Source organism: Chitinophaga dinghuensis, assembly GCF_003259435.1.
Taxonomy (GTDB): Bacteria; Bacteroidota; Bacteroidia; order Chitinophagales; family Chitinophagaceae; genus Chitinophaga; species Chitinophaga dinghuensis.
On record NZ_QLMA01000003.1, the window covers coordinates 498,464 to 517,544 of the forward strand.

General features: G+C 38.7%; 18 protein-coding genes. 10 read left to right on the forward strand and 8 right to left on the reverse strand.

Annotated features, from left to right (window positions below):
* Positions 1-3 precede the first annotated feature (3 nt).
* The 10 genes from CLV59_RS11065 to CLV59_RS11140 all read left to right on the forward strand — a co-directional run bounded on the left by CLV59_RS11065 (position 4) and on the right by CLV59_RS11140 (position 10,467).
* Positions 4-681, forward strand: a complete 678-nt coding sequence (locus CLV59_RS11065) for a hypothetical protein (protein WP_111592090.1) — start codon at positions 4-6, stop codon at positions 679-681.
* An 803-nt stretch (positions 682-1,484) separates the two neighbouring features.
* Positions 1,485-1,952, forward strand: a complete 468-nt coding sequence (locus tag CLV59_RS11080) for a hypothetical protein (protein ID WP_146616165.1) — start codon at positions 1,485-1,487, stop codon at positions 1,950-1,952.
* A gap of 966 nt (positions 1,953-2,918) precedes the next feature.
* Complete coding sequence (locus CLV59_RS11090) at positions 2,919-3,377, forward strand: hypothetical protein (protein WP_111592095.1); 459 nt, start codon at positions 2,919-2,921, stop codon at positions 3,375-3,377.
* 339 nt (positions 3,378-3,716) lie between these two features.
* Positions 3,717-4,208 carry a hypothetical protein gene (locus CLV59_RS11095; RefSeq protein ID WP_111592096.1) on the forward strand — a complete coding sequence of 164 codons (492 nt, stop codon included), beginning with the start codon at positions 3,717-3,719 and terminating at the stop codon, positions 4,206-4,208.
* A 138-nt stretch (positions 4,209-4,346) separates the two neighbouring features.
* The gene (locus tag CLV59_RS11100) at positions 4,347-5,108 is read left to right on the forward strand and encodes a hypothetical protein (RefSeq protein WP_111592097.1); all 762 of its coding nucleotides are present in this window, start codon (positions 4,347-4,349) and stop codon (positions 5,106-5,108) included.
* Between the two features lie 48 nt (positions 5,109-5,156).
* Complete coding sequence (locus CLV59_RS11105) at positions 5,157-6,014, forward strand: RHS repeat-associated core domain-containing protein (protein ID WP_111592098.1); 858 nt, start codon at positions 5,157-5,159, stop codon at positions 6,012-6,014.
* A 518-nt stretch (positions 6,015-6,532) separates the two neighbouring features.
* Entirely contained in the window at positions 6,533-6,703 is a 171-nt protein-coding gene (locus CLV59_RS28885) for a hypothetical protein (RefSeq protein ID WP_170137709.1), read from the forward strand.
* 1,194 nt (positions 6,704-7,897) lie between these two features.
* The gene (locus CLV59_RS11130) at positions 7,898-8,467 is read left to right on the forward strand and encodes a hypothetical protein (protein WP_111592103.1); all 570 of its coding nucleotides are present in this window, start codon (positions 7,898-7,900) and stop codon (positions 8,465-8,467) included.
* 71 nt (positions 8,468-8,538) lie between these two features.
* Complete coding sequence (locus CLV59_RS11135; RefSeq protein WP_111592104.1) at positions 8,539-9,288, forward strand: helix-turn-helix domain-containing protein; 750 nt, start codon at positions 8,539-8,541, stop codon at positions 9,286-9,288.
* Between the two features lie 24 nt (positions 9,289-9,312).
* Positions 9,313-10,467 carry an FAD-dependent oxidoreductase gene (locus tag CLV59_RS11140; RefSeq protein WP_211323806.1) on the forward strand — a complete coding sequence of 385 codons (1,155 nt, stop codon included), beginning with the start codon at positions 9,313-9,315 and terminating at the stop codon, positions 10,465-10,467.
* 69 nt (positions 10,468-10,536) lie between these two features.
* On the opposite strand, the gene CLV59_RS11145 is transcribed toward CLV59_RS11140, so the two are convergent.
* From CLV59_RS11145 to CLV59_RS11180, 8 genes are all read right to left on the reverse strand, one after another.
* On the reverse strand, positions 10,537-11,022 hold the full coding sequence (locus CLV59_RS11145) for a hypothetical protein (RefSeq protein ID WP_111592105.1): 486 nt from the start codon (positions 11,020-11,022) through the stop codon (positions 10,537-10,539).
* Positions 11,019-13,223: a peptidase domain-containing ABC transporter gene (locus tag CLV59_RS11150; RefSeq protein WP_111592338.1), complete on the reverse strand. Its 2,205-nt coding sequence runs from the start codon at positions 13,221-13,223 to the stop codon at positions 11,019-11,021. The genes CLV59_RS11145 and CLV59_RS11150 overlap by 4 nt, the downstream gene beginning before the upstream one ends.
* Positions 13,224-13,229: 6 nt before the next feature.
* Entirely contained in the window at positions 13,230-15,653 is a 2,424-nt protein-coding gene (locus tag CLV59_RS11155) for an outer membrane beta-barrel family protein (RefSeq protein WP_170137710.1), read from the reverse strand.
* 7 nt (positions 15,654-15,660) lie between these two features.
* Positions 15,661-16,755, reverse strand: coding sequence for a grasp-with-spasm system SPASM domain peptide maturase (gene gwsS / locus CLV59_RS11160; RefSeq protein ID WP_111592107.1), 1,095 nt, complete (start codon positions 16,753-16,755; stop codon positions 15,661-15,663).
* A complete protein-coding gene (locus tag CLV59_RS11165; RefSeq protein ID WP_111592108.1) occupies positions 16,752-16,973 on the reverse strand; it encodes a hypothetical protein in 222 nt (73 codons plus the stop codon). The genes gwsS and CLV59_RS11165 overlap by 4 nt, the downstream gene beginning before the upstream one ends.
* Positions 16,970-17,959, reverse strand: coding sequence for a grasp-with-spasm system ATP-grasp peptide maturase (gwsG, locus tag CLV59_RS11170; RefSeq protein WP_111592109.1), 990 nt, complete (start codon positions 17,957-17,959; stop codon positions 16,970-16,972). The genes CLV59_RS11165 and gwsG overlap by 4 nt, the downstream gene beginning before the upstream one ends.
* A 111-nt stretch (positions 17,960-18,070) precedes the next feature.
* Positions 18,071-18,250: a hypothetical protein gene (locus CLV59_RS28890; RefSeq protein WP_111592110.1), complete on the reverse strand. Its 180-nt coding sequence runs from the start codon at positions 18,248-18,250 to the stop codon at positions 18,071-18,073.
* Between the two features lie 84 nt (positions 18,251-18,334).
* Positions 18,335-18,517, reverse strand: coding sequence for a hypothetical protein (locus CLV59_RS11180; protein WP_111592111.1), 183 nt, complete (start codon positions 18,515-18,517; stop codon positions 18,335-18,337).
* Between the last annotated feature and the right edge of the window lie 564 nt (positions 18,518-19,081).

A 19,081-nucleotide genomic window follows, 5' to 3' on the forward strand; every position in this document is an offset into this window, starting at 1 on the left:
AGTATGAAATCTTTTCAAACAACAATTATTATTTTTTTGCTTTTACTTTTGGGGGGCTGTATATCCACGGCGCATGTTCAAGGGACGTATACCAATGTTTATGCTGAAGTTGCAGGAGTTGAGTTTAAGTTATGTCAAGAACCTAACAAATTTGAATATTATTCTAGGACAGAAGGGAGTGTAACAGACTACTCTTCAGGAACTTGGCAACAGGACAAAAAATCAATCTTCTTGCATGGTTTTGATGATAAAAATATCAAAGTTCTGAATGTGGAAAGTAAAGTGGAAGATTCTCCAAATGAAAATGACGACAAAATTGTGGTAAATTATAAGGGCAATCCATATGATACATTCATCAAAGTAGATATTTTAATAAATGGATGTTTCCACTCCCGTATCACTGGTGATACAATTCACTCAACTGATAAAGTAGTTAGGACACTTCAGGTAAAATCGTATATGATGCATGATGGTTTTGGTTTTGTAGCACCTCCTCACATTGATACTTTGTATTCTCCTGAGATAGTACTAACTAATCCAAATAATCGAAAAAGAATACTTCTAAAAATTAATGTAGCTCACAAAGATTATTATAGATCCAGCTTTACAGATACTTTAATCGTCAAGAGTAAGCATACTCTAGAATGGCGTGGGCAGAAGTTTAGAAAATTAAGGGATTAACTTATTCTCAATTTCATAATAAAGGAATACCTATAAAAAGACTATCTGGATTATACGGGTGGTCTTTTTATTGTGATAGCTATTTAGAACTTATGTTATTAATATTTCTTTATTAATATCATAAAAAAAATTGCAAACAAAGGATTCGTGATGTTCAATATATTTATCATAACGGGTAACTACTCGGTTGAACTTATTAATTATCCCCGGATATCTTTTGTACTTGGATTTAAGTATAATAGAATTATGACGTTTTAAAAAGTTAAATACTGTTTGGTACTGGGGGAAGCCCACTATTATACTCCAGGGAAGCATTTCCCGCTTTCAAATCCTCGGGCATTTGATAATGCGGCTCATCAAGAAACAAATTATTTTATTGTATTTAACCTTGATCCAGATCTTAACCCAAATACAATCAGCTTTGTGCCAGGTAAGGGAGGAAATGTCGGATCGGCACCTTTAGAAACTGTCTCATTCAGTGGAAATGCGCCTGATGGATTTACATCAAATGATTCGTTTATGCCTGGGGCCTAGGTACTCAGTTAATAATAGGTACGGTGCATCCCCACCCAGATCCTGGGCCGGATAAAATACTTGAGCGGGGTGTAAGTACAGTTAAAAATGAGTATGGTGGAAATGACCTTGATGTAGCCACTTCAATGCATATACCAGTGTATGCCCGTGATAATAGGAATGTGCATAAAGTAGATCAGAACGGAAAAGTTTCTAATAAACAAGACAAGTCAATGCCTATCATCAACGATGCATTGAAAACAATAAATCAATTAAAGCGTTAAAAAAAAATGCGTTTGATCCATCTCACAATGCTTCTACTTTTTTTAAGTGGTGGAGCTATCGCTCAACTACAGCCAATTTACTATCGATTTGATAAGCAGGTTTTAAATGAAATTAATACTAGTATAGGTAGATTGCCATTAAACGATACTACCATGCCATTTATTCAATGGGTAAAATCTATAGATACTACTGCTATTATGGTTACAACTTACTGTTCCTCTTGTAAAAGTAGCCCACTCACACGGATCGTTGAAAATTCTAATAGATTTGTCATGCTTAAAGATGATAAACAGCTTCCGATTGTGCTATCGACAGATTTAGTTTACACGGATTTCTTGAATAAGGTAGCCAATGAAGGAACCGCCACCGAAAATATTACTGTATTACGTTTTCAGCCTTCTGGATGGATAGTGAAATTTATAGAACGAAGGGGAAATATGAAAATTGTATCCGTTACTTATTTTCAGCGGTAATCTATAAGGAGTTCTTATTTTGGAACTACTACATTTGAGTGAACATGAAGACACGCTAATGATGCAATGATATTGGAAGGGTAGTAAATAATAACACAAGAGTTATCACTGCGGATAGGAGATATGTAAGAAGTCGAAAGTGGGAAATTTTTACTCAATTTATCAAGATTGCATGGAGTATTTTCCTGGTTTTGGGAGAATCAATAATGATAGTCTCTTTGTTTAATAAGAATTGGACATTATTCTTCCCGAAACTGGAGAATTCTTGGTCATGGATAGCCATCTTTTTCTAGTGGGGATCCAGAGAATCTTAAGACTACTATTCATATTGACGGTAATTATAAAGAAATACGTACAAAAGCAATACATTAACATGACTATGAAAAGGATATTGGACATATTTGCAATTCTTTTAACTGTAGTAATCGAATTGATAGAAATATATAGTAGTAAAAATACCGCTGTTTTAACAATTTTATATTGCGTTTTATTAGTATACGTTTTTCGCCACTATAACTATATTATACTAGAAAAGGATTACTATAAAGTAAAGGGAAAAGAATCTGTTGTCATTGCAATTGTGAAAATTGTATGTTTCTATATAGGGTTGGGAGGTGTGTTTCTTTTATGGAGTAGCTGGTCTAGCTATCCTTTATATTTACTAGTACCTAGAATGCTGTTTTGGATTACCGTTGGGCTATTTCCTATAATATATTTTAAGAATATTTGGAGGCGTAAATGTGATAATACTTTAAAAATTTAAATTGGTCTAAGTGTATCGGTAGGACTTTCTGTGAATGTAGGCACTATTGGTGTTACATATTCTAACACTATTTTTTTAAATGATGTCAAGCCGACATCAGAAAGAGGATTTTTTGATAGATTGACTAATGCTACAATGCCAATAATGTCATCATTTACCAAAGTCGGATATTCGGCCGTAAAAAAACTCTTGAATTAATTTTTATGGGAAAATACAAGCTATCGCTCGCTTTATTTATTATGTTCCTGTTTGGAATTTGTTGCTGGAGTTGCGTATCAGACCAGTTTTCAAAGGCAAATATCCGTTTACAGAATCATGTTAAATTCTCAGGAAAAATTATTTATCTGAATGTATCTAGCAATCACGCTTATGGGATAATTGGAATTTCTGTATTGACAACAAATAAGAATGAATTGGTAGATTCTGCCCAAAACTTTTTGTTTCCGTACAGACTGAGTCAGGAGTATGCGGAATTTTATGGCTATGTACCTGTGGAAACAAAAATTGGTTTTAATATTGAGCTTGATTCTGATAAAGGGATAATGAGGATTTATGATGGTAATAAGCTGATCAGGGAGACTGCTGTTGCTGTTTCTTTCGAGAGAATGAACATCGATTTTGTTAGAAAGAATTCGAAATTTAAGTTTTCAGCCCCAGCGTGAATGATACAAGAGTAGAAGATAATACTGGTTCTATACTCAGTTGGTAGGGTGTTTAAAATCAGTATGTCAAAATCTTATCGAGGTCGCGGTTAATGGCATCGGTATTATTACATAAAGTGTGTCACGTTGATTAAAAGATTAAGTTTCAATCGATCACTAAATATAATTGATAATTGCGCTAATGTCTGGCTCCAGTTGTGTACTGGCTTGTTCCACTTGGTACATATATTCTCAAAAGTTAACTGGCAAACCAGAGTATTATTCGGGGCAATTACTTAATAATAAATAATATTGTAAGCTATAGGAGAGAAGGTTGTTGAACTTAAAAATAAATAAAGGATGCAGATTAAGATTAAACATTTCACAAAGAATGTTCTTCTCTGGGACAAGGTAATTGAAAATCCTGATAAGAATTTTACACTGCCAGAAAGGATTTTCTACGTTTTACTCAGTCGCCTGTTTATAGATAAAGAAATTACATTATTAACAATACAACCGCAATCATATTCACTTGGATTTGAATTGTTAGACTATAAGGCGATAAAGACCAATGGCATGAGATATTTAATAAATCATGTTGAAAATTGTGATGATAATTTATTGACGGATATTACTTCTTCTGAGGAGTTTAAAAGAACTTTGTTAATAATAGTCCAGACTGATATACAGATTGATGACCTCTTTATTTCGGAGTTGATGGCTTTGGTGAAAGACGCTGCTTACCAATCAGAATTGCTTACTTCGGCTACGGTTGCTTATTGTGAGGATGACGGAAATAGCCTGTATTTGTTTAATTCAACACTTCTGCCGAACGAAGTGGATGCGATATAAGACAAGAACGATTGAGAATATGTTTAAATACATATCAAGCACAATTTACCATAGATAGTGGCTCTTACCCGGCACCTGGCGGCGCGAGGAAAATTAGTGATATAAATGGAATAAGTTTAAGAGCAATAATTGGAGATAATGGGACACCTATTTATTCATTTTAGAGAAAGTATTGTGAAGCTTTTTGTTTGTATTATTTTATGCTTTACATTTTTATCATGTTTTAGCCAACAAATAATATATCCATCTGGAGGAAATCCTGACGTCGGAGTGTCTGGCCGATATCAAAAAGTAAATGGTGACGAAATTCTATTATTTAATAGTGATGGCGCATTTATTTGCCTCAGAAATCATATTCAGAAATCTGATGTAGTTATACCCCTTTGTGATACTTTGAGTAAAGGTTTTTGGAGTTTAAAGGATGGATTTATTCTACTAAAGAATCGTAATGGGTTTAATGATGTTAAATATTCTATCATTGAATCGACGATGGGATCCCAGGATTCTGTATACTTCAAGATTATATTACCTGAAGAGGACGCCTTTAGCTATAATAATTTTAAGTTTTCAATTGTTACGTCTCCCATATATCGGCAGTTCGTAAAATCCGGAAAATCGGAATTAGCGATATCAAAAAAACAATGGGGGAACATGGCCTTTGGGCTTGTGATACAAAATATTTCTCCTAATGTTTATTATGGAATGAAATCTTATCAGCGTGTTTATTTTAAAATTTTCGAATCTTATAAAGCTATTGACGGTAGTAAGAATTGCTTTACTATTCTTGTTAGTGGTTTTAATCAGTGTTTTTATGAATCTATGGATATAGATAATGAAGTAATTGGCATAGACAATAACACATTGATTTGGAGAGGAAATATTTATAAGAAAAGTAAATAGCCTAACTGGTTATTGCTAAACCTACTTTAATATCCATTTGGGTTGGTGATGGCGTGGATTAGTTCGAATGCACTGAGAGGGGCAGATTATGTGGAGAATAGGACGAAGTATAATGGGAAGGAGTTACAGAGTAAAGAGTTTGGTGATGGGAGTGGATTGGAGTGGTATGATTATGGAGCGAGGATGTATGATGCGCAGGTGGGAAGATGGCATGTATTAGATCTGCTATCAGAAAAAATGAGAAGGCACTCTCCGTACAATTATGCGTTTGATAACCCAATAAAGTATGTTGATCCTGATGGAATGGGGCCTACGGATATTATAATTCGTGGTAATCAGTCGCAAGAGGCATTTAGACAGTTGCAAAACTCGACAAATTTGCAATTGTTGCAAGATGAAAATGGAAAGCTTGCTATTGCAGGAGGTAAAGCAGAAACAGATGCTGATAAGAAGCTTCAACAAGCTATTTCGGATAAGAATACTATAGTGAATATTAATGCCTCCTCCGAGAATTTTACTAAAGATGGAGTAGCAATAGTAGGTGGCGCATTTTTAGGAAATGCCAGCTTTGCTGGAGGAAAAGATGATGGAAAAGTTGAGGCTCGGCAGCAAGTAAATCCCGCTCAACTTGCTATTGTGGATGATATTACTAATAGCAGGTCCGGGGTTTCAATGCTACATGAGGTGTTAGAGGCATTTATTGGTGGTGAAAAATACGCTAATTCTCCGACGGCCTTAAGTTCTAACACTGAAGCAGAGAATGCTAATTTTACTAAAGCACATGATGAAGCGGTTAAGATAGATCCTAGAAAGAAAGATGATATTGACACAGAAATTAAAGAGCATAAAATTTATATTCAATACAACGGTAAAGAAAAGGTAATCAATAATTTGGAAAAAAAATAATACGATGAGGAAGATCTGTCTAGTTCTAAGTATAATTTTCAGTTTTTCTTATAGTTCCCAAGGTCAGACAAACGACACTCTTTCGGCTAAAGTAATATGGATTAAAAATTTTCAAGAGTGTTCGCTTATCGGTGCGGTGTCATCCTGTAATGCGATTGATACAAGTGTTCTGATTTCTACGAAGAATATTAATACCAATTTAAGAAAAGAAAGAAAAATACAAGTGGGCCAAACCTATACATTTTTTGTTGAAAAAGATATAGTCATTGCTAGTCCAACAAGAAGAATGTCCGTCAAATTTAAAAACACGATTGTCTGGACTAATGAGGAACCATATAAGCTAAAACCCAGATTATGTTTAAATTGTATTGGAGAGTACATGAAATAAGCTTCCTCAGATGGAGAAGACGCTATTATTATCCATTTGGGTTGACGATGGTGTGGTATAAGATCAATAAAGATAAACTTGCAATAAGCCACAGGTGTTGTCTGCGGCTTATATGCCGTCCAATAAAACTTTGAAATATTCAGTAACCTTAATGCATCCAGGTCCTTTTACGATGCCAGGAAATTTAATGAATCAAACCGCAGCAAGTGATGCAGGAATGAAAGTGAATAAAAACCAGATTCAGCAAATAATAGATGCATACCTCGATAATAAACTTAATAAAGGTAGACAACGCTATTAAAATTTTTTTATGCTAAAGATTTTTTTAATGCTCTTGATGACCATGAATAACTCATCCACTTCGCTGCCGAGAAGAGATAGCTTACAAAATAAAATCATTTTTTGAGATTGATTTTCAAGATTTTTTTAAAAATGATAAGGTCGATTTTAGTATTAAAAACTGTACAGTTTTTAGAAACTTAATATTGACAAGTGACGGAACTGATGGCTTCACGGGAATTTCAATAAAAGCTTATAGTAAAAGCAAATCTGATATACTAATAAAAAAGTCGGATTCCATATGTACTATCTGTAGGCTAAATAAGGGCGAATTATTCATTATAACACTAACAATTAATGAGAATAAAAGGTTTTATTCAGTTGATTTAAATAATGGTAGGTATATAGGCATCTCAAAGGGAAAAGAGAATGACTTCCATATTAAGCAATCCCATAAGCCATTCATATATGACTAAAGTTTTATTAATCCTTTTCTTTCTATCCCCAAAAATAGAAGTATCGATAGTGTATTCCTGAGTTGGAATAAGGCTACTTATTACTCATTGAATGAGATGTGTAAGAAATCGAAAGGGGAAAGTCGTTACTCAATTTATCAAGATCGCTTGGATAACATTTCTGGTTTTTTGGGAATCGATAATGATAGTCTCAACCAACTTTCAATTCGGTGGAAGTTTTTGAAAAGAATGGAAATGGATACTATCTTGTTTAATAAGAAGTGGACATTAGTAGAAGTGATGAAAACAGGAGAGAGAGTTAGATTAGTAAATTATGTGATTTTCTTTTCAAAGAAATTATACCAGTGTTCTGGCTTATAATTATATTTATGGTGATTGGTCAAGAGTTTATGAAAAACGAGTTCGTCAAAGAAGGTCGGATGTTAACCTTCCCCTAATTGGAGAATTCTTTACCTTGGATAGTTTTCCATTCGACTTTATAGTATCCAATTTTACAGAGGAATTTGTTGTTGGAACTAATTACTATCTACAGCATACGATTAGTAATAAAAATAACTTTTTTAAGTTTGTTGAAATGGCAAATTAGACTGGTTTAAATTGGTGATAATACCAATGGTCTTCAAAAAGACCCCAAACCACAAGATATGCCTTCTGTTACTAAAGAAGAAAAGGAATCAGATAAAAAAGCTAAAATACCTTTCAATCTATCGGTATTCATCGATAAAGGTAAATCATAGAAGATGCGATTAATCATGAACCCAACAGCGATAAGATACCTGCCTATTGTATTATTGATGGTAGTGATATTGAATGCATGTAGCCATAGAATCGATAAGGTTTCGAAATCTGTCACTGGAAGTGTAATGCAGGGTGAGATGAATTATTATTCAGATAGCAATATCTTAATTTATAGAAGTAATGTAAAATTGACTGCTGATAAAGAGATTTTTAATCCCAAATCATTTTATGCTAAATTGCCGAAAGGAATAGCATGTTGGACATTTTCTAATTCATCATCATTTATTTTTCTTTATCCTCATAATCAGGCAATCGCCATTAATGTACGATTGGATAATATAAGCCTATCGGATACTACTTTTATACCAAATGAATTGGAAATCGATAGTTTTCTAAACCGGGAGATCTCTGGTTCTAATAATTGTGATGTCAGGAAGATTCGAATTAGATCGAATCGAAAACAATGTTTTATTCAAAAGGGGGCAGCAACGATATTTCTTTATAATATCGCTAAAACCAGATTTAGTAAATATGTAGACGATTTACAACAGTTCAGATTCTTGGATAACTAAATTTATACGATAAGCTACACGGAGCAAGCATCCTTAGCTTTTAATACCTTTACCACGAAAACATACAAGTTATGTCCCTGGTAATCAAAACCCATAAGCCTGATCCCGTTATCGCGCCTTATGTAGACAGCCTTTGGATGCTGCATAATCCCGATAAAGAAGATAAGAAAGTAGTGGTGCTACCTGATGGAAGAATAGATATCTTCCTCTCTCAATCTACCTCAGAATCCTTTCATATCACCTTACACGGCCTCGGTACGGAACCAGGTCAAGGCCTCATCCATGCTGGCACACTTACTTTTGCCATCAGTTTTAACCTGCCTGCGGCAGAATATATCCTCCATCAGTCAGTAACGGAATTGGTAAATAAGGTCGGCGGTCTCCCCAATACTTTCTGGAACTATACAGTAAACGACCTCCAGCATTTCGACGATTTTTGCGCAAAAACAACTCGCCAGATTAAATCATTAGTACCCGCTGATCCAGATACCCGAAAGCTGCAACTGTTCGAACTCTTAGCCGCTACAGAGGGCAATATCAGTGTGAAGGAACTCTCTGAGAAAGTCTTCTGGAGCAGTCGCCAAATCAACCGCTATTTCAATCAACAGTTTGGTATTTCCCTAAAGGCTTATTGTAATATTCTTCGGTTCCGGGCTTCCCTGCAGCATTTGAGCGAAGGCAAATTATTCCCCGAACAGCACTTCGCTGATCAGTCCCACTTTATTAAAGCAGTCAAAAAACTCACAGGCGTTACGCCTAAAGAACTGTTCCAAAATCAAAACGACCGATTTGTACAATTCTCTGCGATGAAATCAGACTAGCTTCGTAGTATCAAAAACGAAGAAATGATGCTGATTACAAATAAACAGATAGCTATTGTAGGCGGCGGCCCAGGTGGACTTATGCTCGCCAGGTTATTACAAATGAAAGGCGCTACCGTAAAAGTATACGAAAGAGATAAAAACAAAACCATCCGCCAACAAGGCGCTACATTGGATCTGCATGAAGAATCCGGCCTGAAAGCTATGACTGCAGCCGGTTTAATGGAACAATTCCAGCTGCATTACCGGCCAGGAGCAGAGAAACTTCGTGTGGTTGATGAAAATGCCACCATCCTCCTGGATGAACATACTCACCAAGATAATAATGTAAGTCATCAACGACCAGAAATAGACAGAGGCCCTCTCAGAGATATTCTCATGGCTTCCCTGCTGCCAGACACCATCACCTGGGATGCCCAATTTGCATCCATGGAAACGAAGGATAATGGATGGAAACTTCATTTCAAAAACGGTGCAACGGCCCTCGCAGATATCGTTATTGCAGCAGATGGCGCTAATTCCCTTATTCGTCCCTGGTTATCGGATATCGCACCTATTTATAGCGGAGTCACTGCGGTGGAAGGAAATATCTATCAAGCGAAGAAAAATGCACCCAAGTTGAACGCGCTGTTGCAAGGAGGGAAAGTCTTTGCACTGGGGAAAGAAAAATCGCTCATTATGAGTGCTAAAGGTGATGGTACGCTTTCTTTTTATGCCGGATTTAAAGCAGTTGAAAACTGGCTACAGACAAGTAATATCAATTTCAAAGATCCCCAAAGTGCATTTGATTGGTTCCTGCATGTATATGCCGACTGGCATCCGATCTGGCAGGAGTTATTTCAGGCGGAAGATATCTCTTTTGTACCCAGACCCATGTATCATTACCCGCTGGATCAACAGTGGCAAACACAATCCAATCTGACGATGCTGGGAGATGCGGCCCATCGCATGCCGCCATATGCGGGTGAAGGCGTAAATATGGCCCTGCTGGACGCATTGGAACTGTCGGAATGCCTCACCAGTGAGCAGTTTGAAACGATCCATGATGCTATCGCAGCTTACGAAAAACAAATGCTCCCGCGCGCTGCTGCTGCTACGGAAATGTCTGTTGCCAATACGGCATTATTACATGGAGAAAATGCGATGAATAGCCTGTTCGCTATATTTCAGGGAGATTAATGGAATACTATAGGGAGATGAAAAGGCCGTTGATAGAATAGGCTCATGAATGCCCGAATACTGCGTGTCTCACTGAAACACTTTTAATATCCGGTCGGTTAAAGTCTCCTGCTTCCTCGTGATAATCACTGTGCCTTCAGCCCCACTAGCTGGACTGATACGATGTCCTTTATCCGTTTGCATACCTGTTGTATTGGAAGAGAGCACCAGCGCCTGACCGTCGCCATCCAGTTGATTGATTGCACTCACTGTACTGTTCACATAACCCATGTTCTCAGGAAACGCTTTGAACGCTAATACCAGCGGACTTCCGACATGTATATCTGCGACTACCTCCTGCGGGAGATTTACAACCAATGATTTATCATGGAACACGAAAGTAGTTTCATATGTAATTGGAAAACGCATCATCATCAGTAGCGTTGCTGATATGATGAGAAATATCACCATGATGCTGTTGGCCAGTACATAAACATGTCTGGGAAAGGAAGTCAACATTTTCTGTACTTCCTCTGAATGCACGGTGAGCGCCTGGTTAGGCTGATTAGTTGTCATCTTCCTAATTCTAACTGGTTTCTGATCAATTCAAAATAATTGCCTCTTTTTTCTACCAGGGAATCATGATTACCCTGTTCTACAATACGTCCTTTCTCCAATACGATGATCTGGTCTGCATTGTACACCGTACTCAAACGATGTGCAATAATCACCACTGTTCTGCCTGCAAAGAATTTTTGCAGGTTTTGCATGATTTCTTTTTCATTATTGGCGTCCAGGGCGCTGGTCGCCTCATCGAAAAACAAGAAAGAAGGATTCTTATAGACAGCCCTCGCTATCAGGATACGCTGTTTCTGACCTGTACTGAGTCCCATCCCCGTATTGCCAATCAATGTTTCATACTTTAACGGCAACGACTCAACGAATTCATGAATATTGGCAATCCTGCAAGCCTCCTCTAATCGCTGTAAATCGATCGATTCATTACTCAGTGCTATATTTCCGGCAATAGAATCATTGAAGATATAGCCTTCCTGCATCACCACACCACAGGCGCTGCGCCAGTTATTATGAGAAACCTCCTTTAACGGCGTATCCCCTAGCAGTACTTCGCCTGTCAAGGGTTCATAAAATTTCAATAATAATTTAATCAGGGTAGTTTTGCCACTGCCGCTGGAACCTACTATAGCCGTTACTTTCTGATGCGGAATGTTTAAGGAGAGGTCATTAAAGATAAAAGGCGCATTACGCACTTTACTATATTTAAAGGAAACCTCATGCAGACTTATATCTCCTGCCACACGGTTACCTGCACTTAATGGACGGCTATCTGGCAGTTCCTCCTCTTCAATCTGATGAATATCATTGATCCTGGCTAAACTAAGACGGGCATCCTGGTAATCTTGTAAGAATTGAGTGATGATGACCATAGGGCCGTTCAATTGTCCTATAATAAAGGAAACAGAGAGCATTACGCCGAGTGTCATCTCTCCCTTCATGACCAAACTGGCAGCGAGGAAGGTAATTAGGATATTTTTGAGCTCATTGATGACTGAGGAGCCATCCATCTGTAATTGCCTCAATCGCAGGGAAGAAAGGTTGATGTGGAATTGTTTCATTTGCAAACGTTCCCATTCCCAGCGTTTCCTGTTTTCCGCATTGCCCAGTTTGATTTCCTGCATTCCATGGAGTATTTCCATGTTTTTTTCTGTAATCGTCGCCAGCCATTCGAACCGCCTAGAATCCAGGAAGGCTCTCCTGCGGGAAAAAGATTTTATCCAGATGAAGTAAAATGCGCTGCCAATCAGAAAAACAAAGAATATACTGCGACTATAAAACGCCAGTACAGTCATGAATACCAGAAAGTTGATGGCAGAAAAAATCACAGATAATAATCCCGTTGTGATGAAATTGTCCAGCCGCGTATGATCAATGATTCGCTGCATGATATCCCCACTCTTGCGCTGATCGTAATAGGAGATAGGTAGTTTGAATAACTTGATGAAGAAGTCGGCCAACAAACCGATATCTATTCGTATACTCAGGTGTAGCAACAGATAGCTGCGTATCATTTCTATCACGGTTCTGCCGAGGAAAATAACCAGTTGAGCAGCGAGAATCAGATATAGCAGTTGGAAGTTATGCTGCTTAATACTGCCATCAACAATACTTTGAGTCAGGAATGGGAGGGTAAGTTGCAGTAAACTCGCGGTAAACAGCCCGATAATAATACGGGTAATGACCTTCCGGTAACGATTCAAATGTTTCTGTACCAGGCGCGTGCCGATTTTTTCATCTGCGGTGTGATGTGGTATCTCTTTAAAATCAGGGCCTGGTTCCAACAGCAGCACAATTCCTTTGCCATCTGCCTGCTGCCAGTTTTCGAGGAATTCTTCTTTACTGTATTTAATCAGTCCGCTGGCAGGGTCAGAAACTTTGACAGTGGTGGCAGTCATGTGATATACTACCACAAAATGTTTTTTCTTCCAATAGCAAATAAATGGAAATGCCTTTGTAGCCACGAGATCATCGTATCGCGCTTTGGCGCCGATAGTTTTGAATCCCAGCTGTTGCGCAGTTTCGCTCATATCCAATAATGAACTGCCTTCTCTGGAGGTAAACAGCAGCGCACGCAGATGCTCCATGTTGAACCGCTTGCCGTAATACTTTCCAATGATCTTCAGACATGCTGGTCCACAGTCCATTTCATCCAGTTGCCTGAAATGTGGAAAGCGTTTGAATATCTTAGTGAAGCTCATGTTCATTTATTTATTCTCCATTCTGGTTTTTTCAGTTTCGATACCGGTTTTCCGATTACTGGCCTGCTTCAGTTTCTGGTTGCCCAGTTTATAGCGCAGTGTCAGACTGATCGTTCGGTTATCACGGAAGAGGCGTTGCTGATATTGCAGATTGTTATAGTTTGTTTTGTATTGAAAACTCACATGGGTGAGCTGATCGCTTAAACTCAGGTTGACGTTCAATCTGTTTTTGAGCAGGCTTTTACTGAAGCCAAGACTGGCGAATCCACTCCCGGAATATTGAAAAATAGTGCCCCGGTAAGGCGCGCTGTAGGCCACCACCACACTGGTGGAGAATTGGTGTGGAAGACTGATATTATTAAATAAAAACAGATTAAATCCCCATCCTTCATTTTTTACCGGCGCATTTCTGAAATCTGTGTTGATATAGTTGTAAGTCAATACAGAAGAAATGGAAGTGGTCCATTTTGAGGTAATGGCGCCACTGTAAGACATATCCAGTTCCCAACTGCGGGTAGCAGATAAGTTATCATAAGTGGTGATTAGTGCATTATCCTGATCGTTTTTCAGGTATAATGAGGAGACGGCATTTTTTGTCCAGGTGTAACTAATTGTGGTGAAAAGCTTATTCTTGAATGAGTGACCGGCCTCCACAGATCCCACGATGGCAGGATACAAATCAGGATTACCTATCGTATAGTTAAACTGGTTCTGGAATTGCCGGAAGGGGTCCATGTAGTTATAGGTAGGGCGATTGATGCTCTTCCTGTAAGACAAGTTAAATTGATGTACCTGGGAAGGAGTGTATTCCAGGTTTACACTTGGGAACAGATCCAGGTAGTCTTTTTTAAACTGTTGGTGAATAGCGACTGAATTCCCGTTAATATGAGTATGTTCTGCACGTAACATTAACTGCATACTGATTTTCTTCCAGGAGTGCTCGTAACCGCCGTAGAATGCATTAATATTTTCGGTAAAAAGGAATTGATTGGTAACGGAGCTATCTATTTTCCAATCATTGTTGTGCTGGGTTTGCCAGGTATATTGATTGTCTCTGTCAGCTTTATAGAGCTTGAATCCCATGAGTATTTTACTATTTTTCAAGGGATGGGTATAGTCTGCTTTCAGGGAATAGATATTATTGATGCCAGGCATATCGCTTCTCAGTAGCAGATCATCTGCATATTTATTGCCTATGTTATTGAAAAAAGAGTTTTGAAAGTCCTGGTTCAGATGCCTGTCGAACCGCCAGTAGTCCAGGTTTACAATCAACTCGCTACGCCTGACAGTATCTACTGTTACTTTGTAATAAACGTTGACAGATGGGTTAAATGAATTAGCGCCGGTGTGCATATTCATTTTCACAAGACTATCGGTGACCGCTGCTTTGTTGAAGCGGGTATCATTATCCTGTTGTTGTTGTAGATTGGAGATGGTGCTGTAGAACGTGATGCCTAAGAGACTGTTCTTAGTAGCAGCATAATCCATTCCTACTTTAATATTATGATTCCTCGTCCTGTTGATATTTTCGCTGCCGATGTCTATCATTTCAGGCGGTTGGTGCGTGTCTAAAGGGCGGTCGCTAAAGCTGCTGGTGCGTTCTTTCACACGAGAGAAGCTGTAGGTACCGAACAAATTGACTTTATTCTTTTTATAGTTCAGGTCCAACGAGGGCGCATAGCGGGTGAAATGCCCTTGTGTGGCGCTCAGGCTGAGTGTGCCGTTCCATCCTGCGCTGCGGGATTTATTGGTAATAATATTGATAATAGCGGATGCCTGGGCATCATGCATCATAGATGGATTCTTGATGAGTTCTACTTTGCTAATAGTATTGGCCGGAAGGCTGCCCAGGTAGTTTTTTAGTTCATCTCCTGATATGTTTAAGGGTCTGCCATCAATCATGACTGTTGCCAGTTTACCTTGCAGGAGCAGGATACCATCTTGTTGCAACATTACGGACGGCATTTTCTGCAACAGGTCAAAGGAGGTGCCTGAATTAGTGAATACCGTGTTATTGACATCAATGATGGTTTTATCGAACTTTCTTTCAATTTTTAGCTGGTTACTGTTGACGGTAACTTCTTTAAGGTCATATTCCTTTTTATGGAGGAGTACATCCGGCAGCAAGGTATCTTTCGAAAGCGCAATAGGAAAACGTTCCGTACTATAATTTTCGAAAGTGACAATCAGGATATATTTGCCTGTTGGGATATTGCCAAGCACGAAGCCTCCAGTTTGATCTGTTCTTGTAGTCTGTATTATCTTGCCTTTTTCCGCTGTTAGTATAACATCCGCGTTATTGATTGTTTGGGGAGACGCCATATCCTTTACTTTCCCGGTTATTCTTGCCAATACAGGCTGTTGTGCGGCAGCAGTTGCCGGCAGCAGCATGAACAGGGCGAAAAGAATATTATACAGGCTTTTGATCATGTATTTTTCAGTTTGTAACAGGAGTGGAGCTGGTGGTTTCAAGTGTCCGGAAGAGTTTACTCTGCGGATTTTCCGTTTCGTTGAGCCATTGTGCGGTATAAGGATCATAAGAGCATTTGGAGGGCTTGCTGTATGGATCATTCTCATCGGCCACAAATACCCTGCAATCCACGCACATATATCTGAATTCACAATCTTTACAAACGGCGGTTTTGTCTTTTGAAATATCCCACGCTTTTCGGAATGCAGATTGACTGATAACAGATTCCAGAGAAGTATGCTGAACATTCCCGAAAGCCTGCGTGGCAGAAGGACAATTCTTGATGTTCCCATTTACATCAATGCCTACTTTCCGGTTCAGACAGGAATTATGAGCCTGGGCTTCGGTGAACAGTTCGATATTGGTTCTGAAATGAGAAGCGTTGATAAAGCCGCAATGGGAGGCGTCATTGATCACTTCTGTAGTATATACCAACGTGGCATTGAATGCAGGTTTCAGTTGCCTGGATGCAGTTGGTGCGCTATGTATGATGATACTGTTAAGACGTTTATTCTCCTGCATGAGCGTATCCAGTACTGGTTCGGTAATGGTTTGCTGATAGGGGATGACCAGTTCTACAGATCGTAATCTGGATTGTTTGGCTGCTGCAAGAATGGATGTAATCGCCGTAAGTGTCACTTCTTCATAGAACCTGCATTGTAAAGCAGCACAACCCAGTTGACTAAGCTGGGTAATAATATCATTATAATCGTGGTTGGAATGAATAGTAGTATCGATGACTGCATTGGTAATATGAAGGGCCGACTTCCATTCCAGGGATATCTTAGGAAAATGATCCGGCGTATCTGTATGGAAGGCCAATTCATTGTTGAACAGGAATGCAATATATTGATCAATAACGGCATCATGCTCGTGCTGATAAGCTGCTTTGGCCTCCTCCAGGGGCTTTCCTTCATACAATGTAATTAACTCATACATGGCATTAGGAATAAAATAATATCGACCGCGTTGAAGATCATAAATGAGACTTCTTCTGCTGCCTTTCACCGGAATACAGCAGGAGAAGAGCATCCACACCTGGTTGTTAGGCATTGTACTCATACAATAGAAGAGAATTGTGAAATGGATTTGTGTAATGGAACACAATAGTAATTTTGCTCATTGTAATAGTCGCAAGCTTCCGTGGAAGGCGGGAGCGACTTTGCATCTGCTGGCGTGAGCTGAAAATAACATAATGGAATATAGGGCTCGCTTCCAGTGAATTCTTCCAGGAAGAATTGCTGGAGTGGATTCGTATAGAGATTGTTGTTTGTATTCATGCTTGATCTTTTTCTATAAGCCAGTCTGCAATTTTTTCTTCCAGGAAATAATTGCATGGAAAAGATACCATCCCGAATTGGCCTACCGGGTTGACTTCCAGGAAATAGTATTTCCCTTCAGGCGTTCTTACAATATCAATAGAACCACAATTCAGATCTATTAGTTGCATCAGTCGGCCTATTTTAGCAGATAGTTCCGCTGGCAATTTGTAGGGAACATTTCTATTGGGAGTTGCTCTGTCATATCTTCTGAAATCCACCGCTGTCTGGTTATTTGACTGTGAGAATATAGCCATCGCATAACAAGCACCATCCAGGTAAAATACTCTCAGTTCATAGGCTTTGGGAATATTTTCTTGTACCAGTGAAGGATGAAAGGTGGCTGGTAATGCAGCCAGTTGCGCTTCATTAAAAGTAGCTGTATAGGAAACATAGTTGCTACCTTCATAGGAGTACATGGCTGGATTACAAAGACTTTTCACAATGATATCCGGAACAGACTGACGAAATTCCAGCAGGTGTTGTTTGCTGGAAGTAACGATACTGCGGGGAATATCCATACCTGCCTGAGCAGCGGCCACCAAGACTTCCAGCTTATTGAGCGCATCTTTGGATGGATTTCCTAGCGTTTTGTTCGTCTTCAGATTATGCAGAAAATATTCCCGAATAGTCGCATTCTCTTTACGCAGGAAATTGTAGACATTAATGAGATTGGCATCTCCACCTATTTCCAAGCTGGAGAACATGGTTGCTTTTCCGGACATCCATCTCCGAAACCAGATAGTGTCTGTTTTTGATGGTAGTATAGTATCCGTATTATCTGTTCTTTCAATGCGTGTTTCGTTACCGTTTCCCAGGAGATAGGTATGCCGAAGTATAGCATCGAGACCGTTTATTCTGTAATGATGGGCATTCTTGTAATGGAGCCAGTCCATCACCGCAACGGTGGAGTGTTCTCCTTCTGCCTGACTAATAATAAAAATCATATTCAAAAATGCTACAGGCTTATATTACGCGGGATTCCGGGTAATGGGGAATTAGTGGATAGTCAACACAAGAGGGTACTTTTAACAAGTAACCTCTTGTAGAAGAGGACATCAGTCAACGTCATCAACGTCAATGGCAGTACCCTTTTTGGTAGGATCATCAATATTGGTGATGTTAACGAGTGTCAATGATATGGCCATTTGTGCGCCACCATTGATTTGGCTCATGCCTTCAGCAGAAATCTGCTCGAACAGATGTTGGTTGAGTTGCTCGAATTTCATAAGTTTCATGCTTTAAAAGTTAAATGGAAATCAATTGGAATAGAGGACAGGAGGAATACTCTCCGAGAAAGATTCCTCCTGTAAGAATTAGGATCAATCAACATCACCTGCATCAACAGGGTCAGCTTGTTTGCCAACGCGAGTTGCAATGATAACGGTGTTGCGGATGTCTGTCAGAGAAATAAACATTTCAGCTGCAGCGCCGCCATTGATTTTGCCCAGGTCTTCTGAGGAGATTTGCTCGAAGAGCTGCTGATTGAGTTGCTCGAATTTCATAGTTTCGTGCTTTAATACTAGGTAATTGGATTGATGCCTACTCTTTTCGAAGGTTTTCGGCTTCCCCTGGATTGACTAGGTTACCAAGGACATGAAATGTCCAGTCAGATAAAATCCGAAACAAACTCAAATTGTGAGAAAAGCTACGATTGGTGGAACACTTTTAGTGTTAGGACAGTGTCATTAAAAGTTATTTTGATTTAGCTATCTCCAAAAAACAAAACTTCTACGTTAGGGCTCTTTGTTTAGATTTTTTAGATACTGGGTCTTGGGCTTGGGTTCTGCGCTGTGTAAAATAAAAGTATATGATTAGTTTTTAATAAACAAATATTTCTTCAATTTTTTTGCGACAATGTTTCAGTTGAATTCGGACTGCAAACTATAATATAGATAAGCGCGATTTATTGTAAATACCCGTTTTTTTCCTTTTGATATTTTAGAAAGATGACAACCGCTCAATACTAAATAAGCAAATTAATATCAGTAATTGCGAATCCGCTGCAGGATGTATTGCAATCGATTGTTTAGTTTCGGAATATATTGTTCACCCAAATAAATTCCCTT